Source organism: Bradyrhizobium sp. USDA 327, from assembly GCF_041262065.1.
Lineage (GTDB): Bacteria > Pseudomonadota > Alphaproteobacteria > Rhizobiales > Xanthobacteraceae > Bradyrhizobium > Bradyrhizobium liaoningense.
Window position 1 is genome coordinate 6742568 of sequence record NZ_JBGCCW010000001.1, and the last position, 17532, is coordinate 6760099.

At 65.0% G+C, this 17532-nt stretch carries 14 protein-coding genes and 1 pseudogene; 7 read left to right on the forward strand and 8 right to left on the reverse strand.

The window, feature by feature from the left end; all coding sequences use genetic code 11:
- Window positions 1-95 precede the first annotated feature (95 nt).
- Together ABIA42_RS31890 and ABIA42_RS31895 are read right to left on the reverse strand one after the other, a co-directional pair.
- The gene (locus ABIA42_RS31890) at window positions 96-218 is read right to left on the reverse strand and encodes a hypothetical protein (protein ID WP_256439331.1); all 123 of its coding nucleotides are present in this window, start codon (window positions 216-218) and stop codon (window positions 96-98) included.
- 109 nt (window positions 219-327) lie between these two features.
- Window positions 328-504, reverse strand: coding sequence for a hypothetical protein (locus ABIA42_RS31895; protein WP_155252009.1), 177 nt, complete (start codon window positions 502-504; stop codon window positions 328-330).
- A 247-nt stretch (window positions 505-751) separates the two neighbouring features.
- Between ABIA42_RS31895 and ABIA42_RS31900 the strand changes: the two genes are divergently transcribed.
- Window positions 752-1906, forward strand: a complete 1155-nt coding sequence (locus ABIA42_RS31900; protein ID WP_370117687.1) for a lactonase family protein — start codon at window positions 752-754, stop codon at window positions 1904-1906.
- Between the two features lie 241 nt (window positions 1907-2147).
- Here the strand turns inward: ABIA42_RS31900 and ABIA42_RS31905 are convergent, their stop codons facing one another.
- On the reverse strand, window positions 2148-2759 hold the full coding sequence (locus tag ABIA42_RS31905; protein WP_370117684.1) for a PAS domain-containing protein: 612 nt from the start codon (window positions 2757-2759) through the stop codon (window positions 2148-2150).
- A gap of 289 nt (window positions 2760-3048) precedes the next feature.
- Between ABIA42_RS31905 and ABIA42_RS31910 the strand changes: the two genes are divergently transcribed.
- Window positions 3049-3939, forward strand: coding sequence for an efflux RND transporter periplasmic adaptor subunit (locus ABIA42_RS31910; protein WP_271527652.1), 891 nt, complete (start codon window positions 3049-3051; stop codon window positions 3937-3939).
- A gap of 166 nt (window positions 3940-4105) precedes the next feature.
- Here ABIA42_RS31910 and ABIA42_RS31915 read toward each other — a convergent pair whose 3' ends face one another.
- On the reverse strand, window positions 4106-4954 hold the full coding sequence (locus ABIA42_RS31915; RefSeq protein ID WP_370117681.1) for a caspase domain-containing protein: 849 nt from the start codon (window positions 4952-4954) through the stop codon (window positions 4106-4108).
- Between the two features lie 421 nt (window positions 4955-5375).
- Between ABIA42_RS31915 and ABIA42_RS31920 the strand changes: the two genes are divergently transcribed.
- The 3 genes from ABIA42_RS31920 (at window position 5376) to ABIA42_RS31930 (ending at window position 9264) form a co-directional block, all read left to right on the forward strand.
- On the forward strand, window positions 5376-7103 hold the full coding sequence (locus ABIA42_RS31920; protein ID WP_370117678.1) for a hypothetical protein: 1728 nt from the start codon (window positions 5376-5378) through the stop codon (window positions 7101-7103).
- Window positions 7104-7251: 148 nt separating this feature from the next.
- Window positions 7252-7974: a thermonuclease family protein gene (locus ABIA42_RS31925; protein ID WP_370117676.1), complete on the forward strand. Its 723-nt coding sequence runs from the start codon at window positions 7252-7254 to the stop codon at window positions 7972-7974.
- A gap of 102 nt (window positions 7975-8076) precedes the next feature.
- Window positions 8077-9264, forward strand: a complete 1188-nt coding sequence (locus tag ABIA42_RS31930; protein WP_370117673.1) for an alanine--glyoxylate aminotransferase family protein — start codon at window positions 8077-8079, stop codon at window positions 9262-9264.
- Between the two features lie 174 nt (window positions 9265-9438).
- On the opposite strand, the gene ABIA42_RS31935 is transcribed toward ABIA42_RS31930, so the two are convergent.
- Together ABIA42_RS31935 and ABIA42_RS31940 are read right to left on the reverse strand one after the other, a co-directional pair.
- Complete coding sequence (locus ABIA42_RS31935) at window positions 9439-10545, reverse strand: hypothetical protein (protein WP_370117670.1); 1107 nt, start codon at window positions 10543-10545, stop codon at window positions 9439-9441.
- Window positions 10545-11981: an MBOAT family protein gene (locus ABIA42_RS31940; protein WP_370117667.1), complete on the reverse strand. Its 1437-nt coding sequence runs from the start codon at window positions 11979-11981 to the stop codon at window positions 10545-10547. Before ABIA42_RS31940 ends, ABIA42_RS31935 begins: the two co-directional genes overlap by 1 nt.
- Before the next feature lie 249 nt (window positions 11982-12230).
- Between ABIA42_RS31940 and ABIA42_RS31945 the strand changes: the two genes are divergently transcribed.
- Complete coding sequence (locus tag ABIA42_RS31945; RefSeq protein ID WP_370117665.1) at window positions 12231-14351, forward strand: S9 family peptidase; 2121 nt, start codon at window positions 12231-12233, stop codon at window positions 14349-14351.
- 196 nt (window positions 14352-14547) lie between these two features.
- On the opposite strand, the gene ABIA42_RS31950 is transcribed toward ABIA42_RS31945, so the two are convergent.
- Both ABIA42_RS31950 and araD read right to left on the reverse strand, forming a co-directional pair.
- The gene (locus tag ABIA42_RS31950) at window positions 14548-15267 is read right to left on the reverse strand and encodes a ribonuclease activity regulator RraA (protein ID WP_370117662.1); all 720 of its coding nucleotides are present in this window, start codon (window positions 15265-15267) and stop codon (window positions 14548-14550) included.
- Between the two features lie 134 nt (window positions 15268-15401).
- Window positions 15402-17141: an L-arabinonate dehydratase gene (araD, locus tag ABIA42_RS31955; protein WP_370117659.1), complete on the reverse strand. Its 1740-nt coding sequence runs from the start codon at window positions 17139-17141 to the stop codon at window positions 15402-15404.
- 267 nt (window positions 17142-17408) lie between these two features.
- Here araD and ABIA42_RS31960 point away from each other — a divergent pair.
- A pseudogene (locus ABIA42_RS31960) lies at window positions 17409-17507 on the forward strand (response regulator); the annotation flags it as partial.
- Window positions 17508-17532: the final 25 nt, after the last annotated feature.

A 17532-nucleotide genomic window follows, 5' to 3' on the forward strand; every position in this document is an offset into this window, starting at 1 on the left:
TCACGGTGGCGGCAGGCAGTCCTGGCGGGCTGCTCTCCGCATTCGTCCGCTCAGGGTCTCGCCGAAACAGGATCAAACCCGCGACCCCGGCAAGCTCACATCGATCGTCGGGCCGCCCGCACTTCGGCGAATTCGGCGTCGGGGTGGCTGACAATGGTGGCGACCATGATGCCGCTGATGATCAGCGACCAGGCGGTGTTCCAATAGATCCAAAACACAGGCCAGCCTCCGTTTCCATCTCTCGCCCGCCGCGCGAGGCTAACGGCGTGGCGATGCCGCCGTTCCCTGGCGCGGCGACCGTCCAACAGCATGCGGGCGGACGAGGCGCTATTTTGGTTTGGTCGGTGGCGGCGCGCGATCGGTTTGGCCGGTGTGGCGCTTTGCCACGACGTCCTCGTCGCGCTCGCCCTCGCGCGGACGTGGTGGAGGCTTGGGCTGGCCGGCTTGACCGCCATGCTTGCCGCCCATGTCGGGCTTACCTTCGAGATCGTTTTCACGGGGCATGGCGGTTCAATGCGTTCGCACGGCATTGGTTCGCAGCGGCATCGGCTCTTTTCGACCTGTGAACGGGCTCATGGGAGCGTCGCTTTGCAATGCACTGGCCGCACGGCGGCGGTGCGTTGGCTAACCCGGCGCCACCGATACGAATTCGGCATCGATCGATCCCGATTGGGATTTGGTGCGGCGGCGCGCCTGCCGCTATCCTCGCCGGCAAAACGACAATGCCGCGATCCGGCTTTAGGAGGAGCCCATGTCGAAACCGAGGCCGAGACCGCGCCGAGGATCCGCATCCAGAGCATCACGCGCTGCGATCGCCACCACCCTGTTCGCTTCCCTCATTCTCGTTTCCGGAGCCCGTGCCGGTATGGCCGAGACCTTCGCCTATGTCGGCAACGCCGACAGCAACGACATCAGCGTGTTCGAGATGACCGAGAGCGGCGAGATGACGCTCGTGCAGACGGCCCCCTTCAAAGGCGTCGAAAAGCCCGGCTCCTCGACGCCGCTCGCGATCACGCCCGACCACCGCGTGCTGATTGCCGGAATCCGCTCGCAGCCATACCTCGCGGTGAGCTTTGCGATCGATCCCAGGACGGGCCGGCTCAGCCATCTCGGCAACGGACCGCTCGCGGACAGCATGGCCAATGTCGCCATCGACCGCAGCGGCAAATTCCTGTTCGGCGCCTCCTATGGCGGCAGCAAGGTCGCGCTGAATCCGATTCTTGCCGACGGCGTCGTCGGCGAGCCCAAGCAGGTGATTCCGACCGGGCTGAACGCGCACGCCTTCCTGCCCTCGCCCGACAACCGCTTCGTGTTCGCGACCAATCTCGGCTCCGACCAGGTCCTGAGCTTCGCGTTCGACGCCGCGACCGGTACGCTCACGCCGGGCGATCCGCCGGCGCACAAAGTGCCGGAAAAATCGGGGCCGCGGCACTTCGTGTTTCATCCGGGCGGCAAGTTCGTCTATCTCCTGCACGAGCTGAACGGCGACGTCGCGGTATTCACCTATGACGCCAGGAGCGGCGCGTGGGACGAGATCCAGCGCACCACCACGCTGCCGGAAGGGTTCAATGCCACATCGTCCGACAAGAAGCCTTGGGCCGCCGACATCCACATCACTCCGGACGGCCGCTTCCTCTACGCCTCCGAGCGCACCACCAGCGCGCTCACCGCCTACAAGGTCGATGGATCAAGCGGCAAGCTGACCACGGTCGGCAGCGTCCCGACGGAGAAGCAGCCGCGCGCCTTCCACATCGATCCCTCCGGGCGCTACCTCGCGGCTGTCGGCGAGCTCTCGGACGGCATGACGGTCTATGCCATCGACCAGAGCAGCGGCGCGCTGGCCAGGCTGAAATCCTACCCCACTGGCAAGAAGCCGAACTGGGTCGAGTTTCTGAGCCTGCCGTGAGGGGCCCGCCGACCTACGTAAACATCCGTAATTTCGCAAGGTCCGGCTTGGCGGCATATCTCCGGCCATGGATCGACAGATTGTCTTCAAATGCCCTCAGACTGGCTTGAACGTGCAGCATCGGCTTACCGATGAGCCCTCCGATCGCACACACGTGTCCGTGTCATGCCCGGCCTGCACGCGGCTGCATCTGATCGAGCGGGCCACCGGCAAGCTGCTGGGTGATCGACGCGGCTGACGGTTAACGCGGTGCCGTACCCTGCGCCGTGACGTCTTCGACGTGGTGCAGCAGGAAGACCAGATGGCCCGCCGTGTCATGGATCGGCGAGTTGATCGGCTGCCAATGACGCTCCACGAAGGAGCCGCCGGGATCCCGGATGTCGTAGCGCTGGATCGCCATGGCATGAGCCCGCCCCGTCTCGCCGACGATCCGCAAGCTGCCGTAGAGATTGCTGACGCCATCGGCGAGCGGATCGTCGGGATTGTCGGGAAATATCTCGAACAGGGACCGGCCGACGACGTCGGCCCGGCTGATGAAGGTCGCCGCCGCATAGGCGTCGTTGATGTCGACGATCGACAGGCCCGGCCCGGGGTCCAGCAGCATATAGGGATGCGGCGAGCTATCGAACTCAGGCTGGAATTGCCGCCGGATCGTTGCGGCGTCGATGTGCTGCCGCCGGCGCTGTTCGAGCGGCGTCGTATCGGCACCTGACGCAGCCGAGTTCAGCAACGCCAACTGGCGCTTCGCCGATGCCAGCAGCGCGCGCACCGTACTCTGGACCGTCGGGTCGCTCGTCTCATTGAGCAGCCGCTCGAAATGGACGATATTCTGCTCGCATACGAACTGCTGCATCCCGTCTCGACCACGAGTTGTACGGCAGCGACGCCGCATCGTTCCTGATCCCAATTTCATACAGGTGGCTGCGACAGTTGAGAAGACCGTGATCGGCCGCACCCGGGAGCCCGGACGGTCGCGGCGACCGGGCGCCAGAGGCGCGAACCTGTTCTCCAATCCCGCGACTAATCAAAGACTTGCCGCGACTGCCTGCGGCGCGGCATCCTGTTTTGGGACGACGCGGCCATAGTGCGCGGGCGGCGGCCATCTGCTATCGATTGGAGACATAGCCCCTGTGGAATTTCCGATGCGTCATTTGCCCCGTGCCGTTGGTCGAAACCTGTGTCCCGCAGCCGTCGCCGGCCTGCTCGTCTTCAACCCCTGTCCGGCCGGAGCCGCCGATGACGACGCGCCCAAGGGGCCGGCGGTCACGGTGCTGAAGGTCGCGAAATCCTGCTTCTCCGACATCGTCGAGGCGACCGGCACGATCGTCGCGCGGGAGCAAACCTCGGTGCGGCCCGAGCGTCCCGGCCTGAAGGTCACGGACGTGCTGGCGGAAGCGGGCGATACCACCACCGCCGGCCAGGTGCTGGCACGGCTGGCGCTACCCGAAGGCGGCACGCTTCAGGTCACCGCACCGGTGGCGGGCGTGATCGCGACCTCGACTGCGCAGATCGGAAACTTCGCCTCGGCCAAGGGCGAGGCGCTGTTCACGATCGTGGCGCGCAGCGAATACGATCTCGTCGGCCTCGTGGCCACCACCGATGTGCGCAAGCTCGCGGTCAATCAGCCGGCGACGGTGTGGATCGCAGGCGCCGACGACATCGGCGGCAAGGTGCGCCGCATCGGCGCGACCGTCGAGCCGAACATCCAGCAGGGGATGGTCTATATCGGCATCTCTTCGCAGAAGCGTCTGCTCCTGAACGCGAGCGGGCGCGCGCTGATCAAGACCGGACAGAGCTGCAACGTCGCGGTGCCGCTGACCGCCGTGCAGTATTCATCCGCGGGCACCGTGGTGCAGGTGATCCGCCGCAACCGCGTCGAGACCAAGCGTGTCGAGGTCGGCTTGATGTCGGGCGGCAACATCGAGGTCCGCGACGGCCTCAACGAAGGCGATGTCGTCGTCGCCCGCGCCGGCGCACTGCTGCGCGAAGGCGATCCGGTGCGCCCGGTGATGGCCGCGGAAGCGGCGAAGTAACGTTGCGCGTGTCCCGGACGCGCTGCCGCGTGCAACGCTGCTGCGCAGAGCCGGGACCCATCTCGTCGCAATGCGACAGCCCGAAGAACTGGGCCCCGGCTCAGCGGCGCATCATTGCATGATGCGCCGCGTCCGGGGCACGAGACTTCGTAAGACCTGAGGAAAACTAGCCGCCGGCTTCGCCGAACTGGATGTCTTCGAGCAGCGAGGAGGAAACGGTCGGGACCTGGTCGCCTTCGCTGGCGCGGGAGATGGCGAGGCGGGTCTTGTTGAAGACGCTCTCGGCGCTGCCCTGCTTGCTGAGGTTGTTGAGGAACTCGCTGACCAGCACGCTGTGCTCGCCCTTGCCGTCGTCGACGACCTTGCCGGGCGAGGCTGAGGTGAGGATCAGCGCATTGTCCGACGCACTGATCGGCGCGAGGCCGTGGCTGTAGGAGCGGAAGCGGCGCTCGTAAGGGTTACGGCGGGAGGCATCGACCACGACGAGCTTGGCCTTGGCGCCCTGCTCCTTCATCATCTCGAGCACGCCTTCGATGGAGACGCCATGGCGGCGGACGTCGCTTTCCTTCCAGATCACGGCATCGACCGGCAGCATGTAGCTCTCGCGGCCGGCCTGCACGCCGAAGCCGCCGAAGAATAGCATGACGACGCTGTCGTGCTTGATCCGGGACTTCAGGCGGTTGACGGCGCGGACCATGTCGTCCTTGGTCGCGTCTTCCACCATGTCGACGTCAAAGCCGTTCTTGCGCAGCGACGAGGACAGCGCACGGGCGTCGTTGATCGACTGCGTCAGCGGCGCGCTGGCGTCGGGATAGTGTCCGTTGCCGATGACCAGCGCCAGGCGCGAGGTCTGGCCGATCGAACCGGTGATCTGGTCGGTCGAGACGGCCTTGGCGGCGTCGATCGCGCGCATGTTGAGAGCAGCATGGGCGCCGATCACCAGCGACACCGTGCCGATGAGGGCTGCGGCGAGGGCGATCGTGCGTCTGGAAAGGTCGAGCTGCTTTACATTCATCTCGGTTCGTTTCCTGTGCCAAAGACCAGCCACGCGCGCGCGCACTGTTTGAGTAGCGCGATAGCGTCTTTAGGTTTGAGGGATTGGCCGGGGGAGTGCCCCCGAATTGCGCGCAATTTGCGGCGCCGCACCAAACAATCCCTTAACCGCATATAGGCGCTCGGGCAATAGATTGCTCGAAATTTGATATAAGTATCTGAATACGTTGGTTAATTCTCCGAGCCAGATTGCTCCATTTTCGACTCCCCCGTAGCATTCCGGAGGCCGATCATGCAGGCCTCGTGCCGACTTTTTCTGTGACGTCTATCACATTTGTTTTTCCTGCGAATCCGGGTAGCCTTTTCAAAGACTTGCAGGGGGTGGTGTGCGGACGGCTGCGCGCTCGCCGGCCCCGGACAAGCCCCCCGCGACCAGGTACTTCATGAGCTTTCATTATTTTGCCGGCGCCGCCTGCCGGGCGCTGACGGCGCGGAAGGACGGCCCCTCGCTTTACGACGTCTGCGATCCCGTATTGTCTGAGGCGGCCAGCGGCGATCTGCATCTGGCCAAATTCTACAAGACCGCGCTCGGCAATCCCGCGCTGCGGATGCTGCTCCGCCGCGCCGGCCTGCCCGAGCTGCGCGACGAGGCCAGGCTGACCCGGCTGCGCGAGGCACTCGTCCACGCCCGCGACGAGGTCGAGCCCGACTGGGCGGCGGTCGGGCGGCCGATCGCCGATCTCGTCGACAGCATCGCGCTCGACCATCCCAAGCCGCCGCCGGCGCCGTTCACCGCCGCCATGCCGCAGAGCGCGCAGATCGACGGCGCGATCCGCGACTGCGCGCAGCATCTGCTCGGCTCGTACCGCCGAAACGGCTTCCTGCCGACCTATGCCGCCTTCAACCTGATCGGCGATCCCGACTTCCGCGGACGCGAGCTGATCATGGCGCTCACGGGGCTGAACGCGCGCGGCTACAAGAACTCCTCGCTGCTGTTCAACCTCGCCCGCGTCTTCATCGCGCGCTCGCCCGCGCGCGCCGTGGTCAATCCGCCCTGGAAGGGCATTGCCGAGCCGATGTGGGAGCCGGTGCAGATCCGCCATCGCTCGGCCTATTACGATGCGTTCTTCGTCGAGGCGCTGCTGAGCTACGTCGAGACCGGGCTCGCCTCGGTCACCGACAAGGTCGCGGCGGAGCGCGCGATCGCCGACATGGTCGATTTCTGCGTCAACATCAGCCGCGAGGAGGTCGAGGGCATCGACGGCGCGCGCTTCAACGTCGTCACCGCGCTCGCGCCGGCGCCGCATCCGCGCTTCTCCCGCTTCTTCGCGCAGATCAAGCAGGATCTCGGCTTCGGCATCTACGTGCCGGATTGCGACACCACGGCGTGCTCGATCTCCGCGGCAACGCAGGCCGGCTGCACCGATCCCATCATCGACCAGCCATTGCTGGATTTCTACGCCGGCTACCAGGTGCGCGCCGGCGTCAACGCGCCGCGCGTGACCGTGCCGATCAACGACAATATCGACTATGAGGGTGGGGTTGCGACCTGGATCGACAATCTCGCCGGCGAGCGCCCTTACGGCAACGATCTCGATCCGACGCTCAATCTCGACATTCTCGAGGTCAGCTTTCGCAACCTGGCGCGCTGGAAGATTCTGGAGACGCCGGCGCGGCTCGCCACGGTGCATCGCATCATCGGCTTCCAGAAGCGGCTGGCGGCCAGCGGCGCCTTCGCCAATCCGCGCTCGCACATCTATTACCTGCCGGAGCTCTACAGCGCCTATTTCGGCCGCTGCTATGCCGCCTTCCTGGCATTGCCGCTGGCGGCGCAGGCCGCGATCGATCCCGAAGGCGATTTCGATTTCATCCGCCACCGCGTGCTGTCCTACGTCAAGGGCGAGCTGATGGCGGCCGAGATGAACGTGTTCGACGCCGCGCTCGCGCTGATCGCGCTCGGCCATCTCGGCGCCGACCCGCGCGCCTTTGCGCCGGCTTTGAACGTCATCATCGCAAGCCTGGGCGAAGGCGGCCGCCGCGGCCCGTTCCGCGCCTATGAATGGAACAAGATGAAGACACCGACGCGGATTCTGGTCGGCGGTCCCGAGGTGACCTCGGCGTTCGTGCTGATGGGGCTGGCCGTGGCGAAAAGGGCGATGGCGCGGGGGTGATGTTTCATCTTACCCTCCAGGGGAGGGTAAGAGAGAGCCACAATGACAGGAAGTTGAAAGCTCAGTCGTCAGGCATATGCTGGCCCGGAGGCCAAAAGCCGACCACAATCGCGGGCTCTATCGAGACTTTCCTCACACGCGGACCGGCATGTTGCGAAAGATCCTGATTGCGCTGTCACTGTTCGCCCCGTCGCTCGCCCAGGCTGCCGACATCACCGGCATCGCAAAAGTACGAGCGGGCGATGCCGTCGTGATCGGGAACACGCGGATCCGGCTTGGCGGCATCGACGCGCCCGCGGTCGACCAGCTCTGCCTCAACACCAAGACCGAGCGCTGGACCTGCGGCGTTGCCGCCCGCGACGAGCTTGCCAAATACGCCGACGGCAAAAGCTGGGCCTGCCACACGAGGTCGATCGACCGGCGCGGCCGCACCGTGGCGCGCTGCGAGGTCGGCGGCGAGGACATCCAGAAATGGCTGGTGCGCAACGGCTGGGCACTGGCCTACACCCGCATGTCCCACGACTATGAGGCGGATGAGAAGGCCGCGCGCGAGGCCAAGGTCGGGATGTGGCAGGGCGCCTTCATCGCGCCCTGGGACTGGCGTGTGCGCAACAAGAAGACGGCTATCCTCGGCGCCACCAAGCCGCCCGACGGCGCGCATGCGGTGCTGCTCGCCTCGGCCTCGGGGCCGGTCGCCCCCTCGCCGGACTGCACCATCAAGGGCAATGTGAACAGCGCCGGCGAGTGCATCTATCACCAGCCGACCAGCCGCTGGTACACCCAGATCAAGATGAAGATCAGCAAGGGCACTCGCTGGTTCTGCTCCGTCGAGGAGGCCGAAGCGGCCGGTTGCCGGGAGACGAAGCGATAACCCAGCCCTGCATTTTACGTGCTTTTCTCGAGACCCGGCGGCGCGTAAAAGCATGAATCAGCGACCTATCAGCCTGTTCTCAAGCAACAAGGACCAACAGCAATGACCGTTCGCGCGGGCCGGGAATTTCTGGCCATCCCCGGGCCCACCACGATGCCCGACGAGGTGCTGCGGGCGATGCATCGTCCGGCGATCGACATCTACTCCAAGGAGATGCTCGATCTGACCGAGAGCCTGCTCAGCGACATCTCGAAGCTGTTTGCGACCAAGGGCAAGTCCTACATCTACATCGCCAACGGTCACGGCGCCTGGGAAGCGGCACTGAGCAACGTGCTGTCGCGCGGCGACAAGGTGCTGGTGCTGGAGAGTGGGCGCTTTGCGATCGGCTGGGGCAATGCGGCGGCGCTGATGGGCGCCGAGGTCGAGGTGCTCAAGGGCGACTGGCGCCGCGCGGTGCGGCCGCACGAGGTCGAGGAGCGCCTGCGCCGCGACAAGGAGCACACGATCAAGGCGGTCGTCGTGGTCCAGGTCGACACCGCCTCGGGCGTACAGAACGACATCGAGGCGATCGGCAAGGCGATCAAGGCGAGCGGTCATCCCGCGCTGTACATGGTCGACACCGTCGCCTCGCTCGGCTGCATGCCGTTCGAGATGGACAAATGGGGCATCGACGTCGCGATGTCCGGCTCGCAGAAGGGCCTGATGACGCCGCCCGGCCTTGGCTTCGTCGCCGCCAATGCGCGCGCGCTCGAGGTGCACAAGAAGGCCAACATGTCGACGCCCTATTGGAGCTGGAGCGAGCGCGAAGGCACCGAGAATTATCGCAAATACGCCGGCACCGCGCCGGTGCATCTGTTGTTCGCGCTGCGCCAGGCGATCGACCTGTTGCGTGAGGAAGGGCTGGAGAACGCCTTCCGCCGCCATAGCCTGCTCGCCGAAGCCGCGCGCCGTGCGGTCGCCGTCTGGTCGGAAGGCCAGGTGCTCGGCTTCAACGTGGCCGAAGCGAGCGAGCGGTCCAACACCGTGACCACCGTGACCATGAACAACGGCCACGATCCCGCGGTGCTGCAACGCTATTGCAAGGAAAAGTGCGGCGTCGTGCTCGGCACCGGCATCGGCGACCTCTCGGGACAGGCCTTCCGCATCGCCCATATGGGCCATGTGAATGCGCCGATGCTGCTCGGCACGCTCGGGGTGATCGAGATCGGCCTGAACGCGCTGAAGATCCCGCATGGCAAGGGCGGGCTGGAGGCGGCGGTCGCGTATCTCGGCGAAGAGGTGGCGGCGTAGGCGGAGCCAAACACTCCGCCGTCGTCCCTGCGAACGCAGGGACCCATACCGCGCGATATCGCGATAGGGCGCGGAGCCAGTACCAAAGGCCTTTTCGCTCCGTGTCTTCGCCAAACTCCTTCCTGGGGTTATGGGTCCCTGCGTTCGCAGGGACGACAGGTGAATTTGCGGCAGTCACTTCGGCACTCGATAAGCCTCAACCTGAGCCTTGAGCTCATTCAACGATGCGAGCGGCGCCTTCGGATCGACCCGGTATTCCCCACTCGCCAGCCACTTCAGCACCTTCGCATCGACCACCGGCGAATGGTGGATGACGTCGCTGTAATTGTTGAGATCGTGCGTGACCGCCTTGATCGCGCGGAAATCATGCAGGCGCACGTTGGGAAACTGCGTCAGGCGGCGCGCGACATGCGCCGTCAGTTCGGTGACGATCTTGAGCGTCTCGGGCGAGGCATCGCGCATGGCGACGAATTGCAGGATCGAATAGGGCGGGAAGTAGATGTCGAAGGTCACGTCGGGATGTCGCGTGATCAGGCCGACGGCGTCGTGCTCGAAATGCCGGACCATCGCGTCGTAACCATAGCCCTCGCCGAGGAAGCGGCTGCGAAGGGGATCGGTGATGTAGGCGAAGGCGGCAAGCGTCCTGGTCGCGTTGTAGCCGCGCGCGACATCGAAATCCCGCGGCAGCGCGTAGATGTCATCGACGTCGGACAGCGCGAACTTGACCGGGAGAAACGGCGCCGCCCGGGTCAGCGGCTGCCGCAGCGGCGGCATCGACCGCGCCAGCGCGAACAGCGATTCCTTCGCCATCGCCGCGCTGAACAGATAGGACGCGATGCCTCTGGCCATTCCGCGATAGAGGTCGACGGAGAGATAGGGATCTGCCTCGATGTCGGCGGCATCGACGAAGATGAAGTCGTCCATCTCCCAGATCACCCGTCCTGCGCCGCGATCGATCGCCTGCGCCAGCACGAAGGCCTGCTGGCGCGAGTTGGAGCCGGTCATCGCCAGCTTGAGCGAATGGACGCCGAGCGCGCGATCGATCTCGCTCTGACGGAAATGGATCGCGAGCGATGTGCCCATGAAGGCGGTGTCGAACGACTGGCTGCGGATCAGCCCGGCATTCTGCACGCGGGTGTCGTCGGAATAGAAGGCCGCCATGAGACGCGAAGGGCGAAACAGTTGCAGGGGATCGACGACGAAGGTCAGCGCAGCCGCGGCCAGCGCGCACACGACGCTCGCGAGGAGAAGACGTCTCACATTGGCAAACGGTGCGCGCATCAGAACCGGAAATAGATGAATTCGCTGTGGCTCTGGATGCCCAAAATGCCGAACGCGAGCACCAGCGATGCGCCATAGAGGAACAACGGTCGCATCCGCCCTGCCAGCAAGGCCTCGCCGACCCTGCGGTTGCCGTGATCGTAGCCCATGATCGCCTGGGTGTTCGGGGTCAGCCACACCAGCGCCGCGTAGACCGACACCAGCACCAGCGCCGCAATCTCCTCGCGGCCAAGGACGATGTCGGCGGGATCGGCCATGGCGCGGAGGAGCCGTAGCGCCCATGCGACGCTCTCGGCGCGGAAGAACACCCAGGCGACGACGACGGCAAGAAACGTCAGAACCGCTCCGACGATGCGGGCCGGGCGCGCCAGCGACGACGGGATATCCGGCACCAGCGCGTTGAAGGCATGGTTGAGACAGAGATAGGCGCCGTGCAGCATGCCCCACACCACGAACGTCCAGGCCGCGCCGTGCCAGAGCCCGCCGAGCAGCATCGTGATCATCAGGTTCGCATAGCGCAGCACGCGACCTCTGCGGTTGCCGCCGAGCGGGATGTAGAGATAGTCGCGCAGGAACTGCGACAGCGTCATGTGCCAGCGCCGCCAGAACTCGACAATGCTGGCCGCCTTGTAGGGCGAGTTGAAATTGACCGGCAGGAAGATGCCGAACATCAGCGAGATGCCGATCGCCATGTCGGAATAGCCGGAGAAGTCGAAATAGAGCTGGAAGGTGTAGGCGAGCGCGCCAAGCCAGGCCTGGTCGAAGCTCGGCGAGCGCGCCTCGAAGGCGAGCGCGACCAGCGGCTGGATGCCGTCGGCAAGGCAGGTCTTCTTGAACAGGCCGATGGCGAAGATGATGATTCCGCACAGGATCAGATGCGCGTCCGGGTGCTTCGATTCCTCTCGCTCGAACTGCGGGATCATGTCCTTGTGGTGGAGGATCGGTCCCGCAATCAGATGCGGGAAATAGGTCACGAACAGCGTGTAATGCGGCAGCGCATAGGCCGCGACCTGCCCGCGATAGGCATCGACCAGGAACGCGATCTGGGTGAAGGTGTAGAAGGAGATGCCGACCGGCAGCAGGATGTGAACCGCAACATGCGTGCCGAGCAGCGCGTTGATGTTCTCAGCAGCAAAGCCGGCATATTTGAAGATGCCGAGCACGAGGAGATCGCCGACGACGCCAAAAACGAGCGCTGCCCGGCGCCGTGACGGGGTGAGCTCCGCCACGATGAGGAGATGGCCGACGCCGTAGTTGAACGCAATCGATACCAGCAACAGGGCCACGAACTGCCAGCTGCCGATGGCGTAGAAGGCCAGCGAGGCCAGCGCCAGCCAGATCACCGGGGCGAGATTGCTGCGCCGGCCGAGCCGGAAATAGCCGGCCAGCACAACCGGCAGGAACAGCAGGATGAATGGATAGGAATTGAACAGCATCTGGCTGGACCGGCGGCGGGGATATCGTCCCTAAAGCATACAAGGGGCCGGTCAACAACCCGGCAGGCTCGACGCACCGGCGCTGGCAATTCGAGCCCTCGTCGCCATATGATGCGCGAACTGCCGCCCTATCGCCGTCATTACCGGGCTTGCCCCGGCAATCCATCGCTCACGAAATTTCTCTGATGGATGCGCGGGCCAAGCCCGCGCATGACGAGTGAGGTTCCGGTGAAACGCAACGAGGATCGAGTGACACAAGCCAAGACGCCTTCAGCCAAGACGCCTTTCCAGCCGCCCGTCGCGCCGCGCCGGCCGCATTCCTTCACGCGGCACGGCATCACAGTGACCGACGACTATGCCTGGCTGAAGGACGAGAAATGGCAGGAGGTGCTGCGTAACCCTGCGGTGCTCGGCCCCGATATCCGCAAATATCTGGACGAAGAGAACGCCTACACCGAGAGCCTGCTCGGCCACACAGCTAGCCTGCAGAAGACGCTGGTGCGCGAGATGCGCGGGCGGATCAAGGAGGACGATTCGAGCGTGCCGTCGCCCGACGGTCCCTTCGCCTATTTCCGCCGGTTTCGCGAGGGCGGGCAGCACGAGCTGTTCGGCCGCATGCCGCGCGATGGCGGCGAGGGCCAGATCGTGCTCGACGGCGACGCGCTCGCCAGGGACCATAAATATTTCAAGTTCGGCGGCAGCCGGCACTCCCACGATCACAAGCTGCAGGCCTGGAGCGCGGACACCAAGGGCTCCGAGTATTTTTCCGTCCGCGTGCGCGACTGGGCGACCGGGGCTGATCTCGACGACCTCGTCGAGGAGACCGATGGCGGCGTGGTCTGGGCCGCGGACTGCAAGAGCTTCTTCTATGTGAAGCTCGACGACAATCACCGTCCGATGCAGGTGTGGCGACACAAGCTCGGCACCAAGCAGGCGGACGACACGCTCGTCTATGAAGAGCAGGATGCCGGCTGGTTCACCCATCTGCATGAGAGCACCAGCGGCCGCTTCTGCGTGATCGCCGGCGGCGACCACGAGACGTCGGAGCAGCGGCTGATCGATCTCGCCAATCCCGAGGCGCCGCCGCGCCTGGTCGCGGCGCGCGAGGAGGGCGTGCAATATTCACTCGCCGACCGCGGCGACGAGCTCTTCATTCTCACCAATGCCGACGACGCCATCGACTTCAAGATCGTCACCGCGCCGCTTGGCCAGCCCGAGCGCAAGAACTGGCGCGACCTGATCCCGTATCGCCCGGGCATCTACATCATCGACCTCGATCTCTATGCCGGCCATCTGGTCCGGCTCGAGCGCGCCAACGCGCTGCCGTTGATCGTGATCCGCGATCTCGCCTCGAACGAGGAGCACGCCATCGCCTTCGACGAGGCCGCCTATTCGCTCGATACGATGGGCTCCTACGAGTTCGAGACGACGACTCTGCGCTTTGCCTATTCCTCGATGACAACGCCGTCGGAAGTCTACGACTACGACATGGCGAAGCGCACGCGCACCCTGCGCAAGCGCCAGGAGATTCCGTCCGGCCACGATGCCGCCAATTACGTCACCACGCGCATCATGGCGAAGGCGCATGACGGCGCCGAGGTGCCGGTCTCGATCCTGCATCGCGGCGGGCTGAAGCTGGACGGCTCGGCGCCGCTGCTGCTCTACGGCTACGGCTCCTATGGCATGGCGATGCCGGCCTCGTTCAACGCCAACCGCCTGTCGCTGGTCGATCGCGGCTTCGTTTACGCCATCGCCCATATCCGCGGCGGCGCCGACAAGGGCTGGGGCTGGTATCTCGACGGCAAGCGCGAGAAGAAAACGAATTCGTTCGACGATTTCGCCGCGAGCGCCCGGGCGCTGATCGATGCAAAATACACCGGCGCAAAGCGCATCGTCGGCCATGGCGGCTCGGCCGGCGGCATGCTGATGGGCGCGGTCGCCAATCGCGCCGGCGAATTGTTCGCCGGCATCGTCGCCGAAGTGCCGTTCGTCGACGTGCTCAACACCATGCTTGACGACACGCTGCCGCTGACGCCGCCGGAATGGCCGGAATGGGGCAACCCGATCGAGAGCGAGACGGATTTTCGCACCATCCTGTCCTACTCGCCTTACGACAACGTCGCGGCGAAGGACTATCCGGCGATCCTGGCGATGGGCGGCTTGACCGACCCGCGCGTGACCTATTGGGAGCCCGCCAAATGGATCGCGCGCCTGCGCGCCACCATGACGGGCGGCGGCCCGGTCCTGCTCCGCACCAACATGGGCGCCGGCCACGGCGGCGCGTCGGGACGATTCGACCGGCTTGATGAGGTCGCGATCGTCTATGCCTTCGCACTGTGGGCGGTGGGAATGGCGGAGGCGGGGGTGTAGCGACACCCACGGCTGTCGTCCCTGCGAAAGCAGGGACCCATACCGCGTGATTTATCGAGGGAGTGCGAGAGCAGTACCGGCGAAGAACTGTTACTGCTGGTCATCGCCAAACCACGCCCTGGGGCTATGGGTCCCGGATCTGCGCTTCGCTTGTCCGGGACGACATCGGAGAATGTCGTGCATTCTCCGGGCCGCATTACCTCCCGTTCTTCTTCCGCCATTCCGCAAAATCGGTGAGCGTCTGCGGGTCCGTGGCGGGATAGAGACCGAGGATGCCGCGGCCCTTGCCGACTTCCTCGGTGACGAAGTCCTCGAACGCGGTCATTTCGAAGGTTTCGCTCGCGATCTCGTCCGCGAGATGCGCCGGGATCACGATGACGCCGTCGGCATCGCCCAGGATGACGTCGCCGGGAAACACCGGGGCATCACCGCAGCCGATCGGGACGTTGATCTCGATCGCCTGGTGCAGCGTGAGGTTGGTCGGCGCCGAGGGGCGATGGTGGAAGGCCGGAAAGCCGAGTTTTGCAATTTCAGCGGAATCGCGAAAACCGCCGTCGGTGACGACGCCGGCGACACCGCGTTTCATCAATCGCGTCACCAGGATCGCGCCTGCCGATGCCGCGCGCGCGTCCTTGCGGCTGTCCATCACCAGCACAGCGCCCGGCGGGCAATCTTCCACGGCCTTGCGCTGCGGATGCGAACGGTCCTTGAAGACGTCGATCGTGTTGAGATCCTCGCGCGCCGGCATGTAGCGCAGCGTGAAGGCTTCGCCAACCATGGTCGGCTGATCCGGATTTAGGGGATGCACATCCTGGATCATCTGGATGCGCAGGCCGCGCTTGAACAAGGCGGTGGCGACCGTGGCGGTGGAAACGGATCTGAGCTTGTTGCGGGTGGCTTCTGAAAGTTTGGACATCGGCTGAGCTCTCTCGTTAGTTCGTCATTCCGGGGCGCGCCACTTGGCGCGAACCCGGAATCCATCGAGCCGCACGTACTGCCGCACAATGGATTCCGGGCTCGCCGCTTTGCGGCGCCCCGGAATGACAGGTGTCAGTAAATCGACGGCTCGCCGATCGGCGCGCCGAAATCGGTCTCGAGGAAATCGAAGTCGCAGCCGTCATTGGCCTGCTTGATGTGCCTGGTGAACATCCAGCCATAGCCGCGCTCGAAGCGGGGCTCGGGCTGCTTCCAGGCGGCGCGGCGCTTGTCGAGTTCGGCCTCGGGGACGTCGAGATTGATCGTGCGCGCGGCGACGTCGAGCGTGATGCGGTCGCCGTTCCGTACCAGCGCCAGCGGACCGCCAATATAGGATTCCGGCGAAACGTGCAGGATGCAGGCACCATAGCTGGTGCCGCTCATCCGCGCATCCGAGATACGCACCATGTCGCGCACGCCCTGCTTCACGAGCTTGGTCGGAATCGGCAGCATGCCCCATTCCGGCATGCCCGGCCCGCCTTGCGGCCCCGCATTGCGCAGGATCAGGATGTGATCCTCGGTGACATCAAGGTTGGGATCGTCGACCGCCTTCTTCATCGAGGGATAGTCGTCGAACACCAGCGCAGGCCCGGTGTGCTTGAGGAAGCGCGGCGCGCAGGCGCTCGGCTTGATGACGCAGCCGTCGGGCGCGAGATTGCCCTTGAGCACGGCGAGCGCGCCTTCCTTGTAGATGGGATTGTCGATGGAGCGGATCACGTCGGCATTGTGGACCTCGGCACCCTCGATGTTCTCGCCCAGCGTCTTGCCGGTGACGGTGATGCAGTCGAGATGCAGATGCGGCTTGATCTGACTCATCAGCGCCGGCAGGCCGCCGGCATAGAAGAAGTCCTCCATCAGATAGGTATCGCCGCTTGGACGGACATTGGCGATGACGGGCACCTTGCGGCTCGCGGTCTCGAAATCGTCCAGGCCAATGTCCTGGCCGGCGCGGCGGGCCTGAGCGATGAGGTGGATGATCGCATTGGTGGAGCAGCCCATCGCCATGGCGACCGCGATCGCGTTCTCGAAGGCTTTGCGGGTCTGGATCAGCTTCGGCGTCAGGTCCTCCCACACCATCTCGACGATGCGGCGTCCGCATTCGGAGGCCATGCGGATGTGATTGGCATCCGCGGCGGGAATCGAGGACGCGCCGGGCAGCGTCATGCCGATCGCCTCGGCAATCGCGGTCATGGTCGAGGCCGTGCCCATGGTCATGCAAGTGCCGTAGCTGCGGGCGATGCCGGCTTCGATGTCGAGCCAGTCCTTGTCGGAGATCTTGCCGGCGCGGCGCTCGTCCCAATATTTCCAGCCGTCCGAGCCCGAGCCGAGCGTCTTGCCCTTCCAGTTGCCGCGCAGCATGGGACCTGCCGGCAAATAGATCGCCGGGATGTTCATCGAGGTGGCGCCCAGCAGCAGCGCCGGCGTGGTCTTGTCGCAACCGCCCATCAGCACCACACCGTCGACGGGATGGCTGCGCAGCAATTCCTCGGCGTCCATCGCCAGCAGGTTGCGGTAGAGCATGGTGGTCGGCTTCAGCAGCGATTCCGACAGCGACAGCGCCGGCAGCTCCAGCGGCAGGCCGCCAGCCATCAGGATACCGCGCTTGGCGTCGTCGACACGCGACTTGAAGTGCATGTGACAGGGCTGCGCGTCCGACCAGGTGTTGAGGATCGCGATGATCGGGCGATCCTTCCACTCCTCGGGGGCATAGCCCATCTGCATGGCGCGGGAGCGGTGGCCGAACGAGCGCAGATCGTCGGGCGCGAACCAGCGCGCGCTGCGAAGCTGGTCGGGCGACTTCTTCTTGTTGGTCATTTTATTCCTTGTCCGTCCGAAGGATTCGCCCTGCTCTTCTCACAGGCCCTCCATACCCGGCAAGGCGCTGGGCGGGCTGAAGGCGAACCTCTGCTATGCACCCGGGCGGGCATACGGACGGTGTGGCGCAATAAATCGGCGGACCTCAGGCCGGAGGGGCTCCGAAGTGCTTGCCGGCAGACGACAATCCGCGCAACAATTTCATGTTTTTGATGGCTTTGATTCTGGTCGCCGGGGGTTTCCCCACCGACCCGGAGGATTGCAGGCGTGGCCAACATCCTGATCGTGGGGGACGATCCGGCCGTACAGATCACCATCCGGCTGCTGGAACGGGCTGGTCATCACGTGACGGTCGCCGGCGATGGCTGCAGATGACCAGGACACCTCCTCT

Excerpts from the sequence above, each read along its gene's own strand:
- ABIA42_RS31895 (WP_155252009.1), bottom strand. The coding sequence starts at position 504 with ATGCCCCGTGAAAACGATCTCGAAGGTAAGCCCGACATGGGCGGCAAG.
- ABIA42_RS31900 (WP_370117687.1), top strand. The coding sequence starts at position 752 with ATGTCGAAACCGAGGCCGAGACCGCGCCGAGGATCCGCATCCAGAGCA.
- ABIA42_RS31905 (WP_370117684.1), bottom strand. The coding sequence starts at position 2,759 with ATGCAGCAGTTCGTATGCGAGCAGAATATCGTCCATTTCGAGCGGCTG.
- ABIA42_RS31910 (WP_271527652.1), top strand. The coding sequence starts at position 3,049 with ATGCGTCATTTGCCCCGTGCCGTTGGTCGAAACCTGTGTCCCGCAGCC.
- ABIA42_RS31915 (WP_370117681.1), bottom strand. The coding sequence starts at position 4,954 with ATGAATGTAAAGCAGCTCGACCTTTCCAGACGCACGATCGCCCTCGCC.
- ABIA42_RS31920 (WP_370117678.1), top strand. The coding sequence starts at position 5,376 with ATGAGCTTTCATTATTTTGCCGGCGCCGCCTGCCGGGCGCTGACGGCG.
- ABIA42_RS31925 (WP_370117676.1), top strand. The coding sequence starts at position 7,252 with ATGTTGCGAAAGATCCTGATTGCGCTGTCACTGTTCGCCCCGTCGCTC.
- ABIA42_RS31930 (WP_370117673.1), top strand. The coding sequence starts at position 8,077 with ATGACCGTTCGCGCGGGCCGGGAATTTCTGGCCATCCCCGGGCCCACC.
- ABIA42_RS31935 (WP_370117670.1), bottom strand. The coding sequence starts at position 10,545 with ATGCGCGCACCGTTTGCCAATGTGAGACGTCTTCTCCTCGCGAGCGTC.
- ABIA42_RS31940 (WP_370117667.1), bottom strand. The coding sequence starts at position 11,981 with ATGCTGTTCAATTCCTATCCATTCATCCTGCTGTTCCTGCCGGTTGTG.
- ABIA42_RS31950 (WP_370117662.1), bottom strand. The coding sequence starts at position 15,267 with ATGTCCAAACTTTCAGAAGCCACCCGCAACAAGCTCAGATCCGTTTCC.
- araD (WP_370117659.1), bottom strand. The coding sequence starts at position 17,141 with ATGACCAACAAGAAGAAGTCGCCCGACCAGCTTCGCAGCGCGCGCTGG.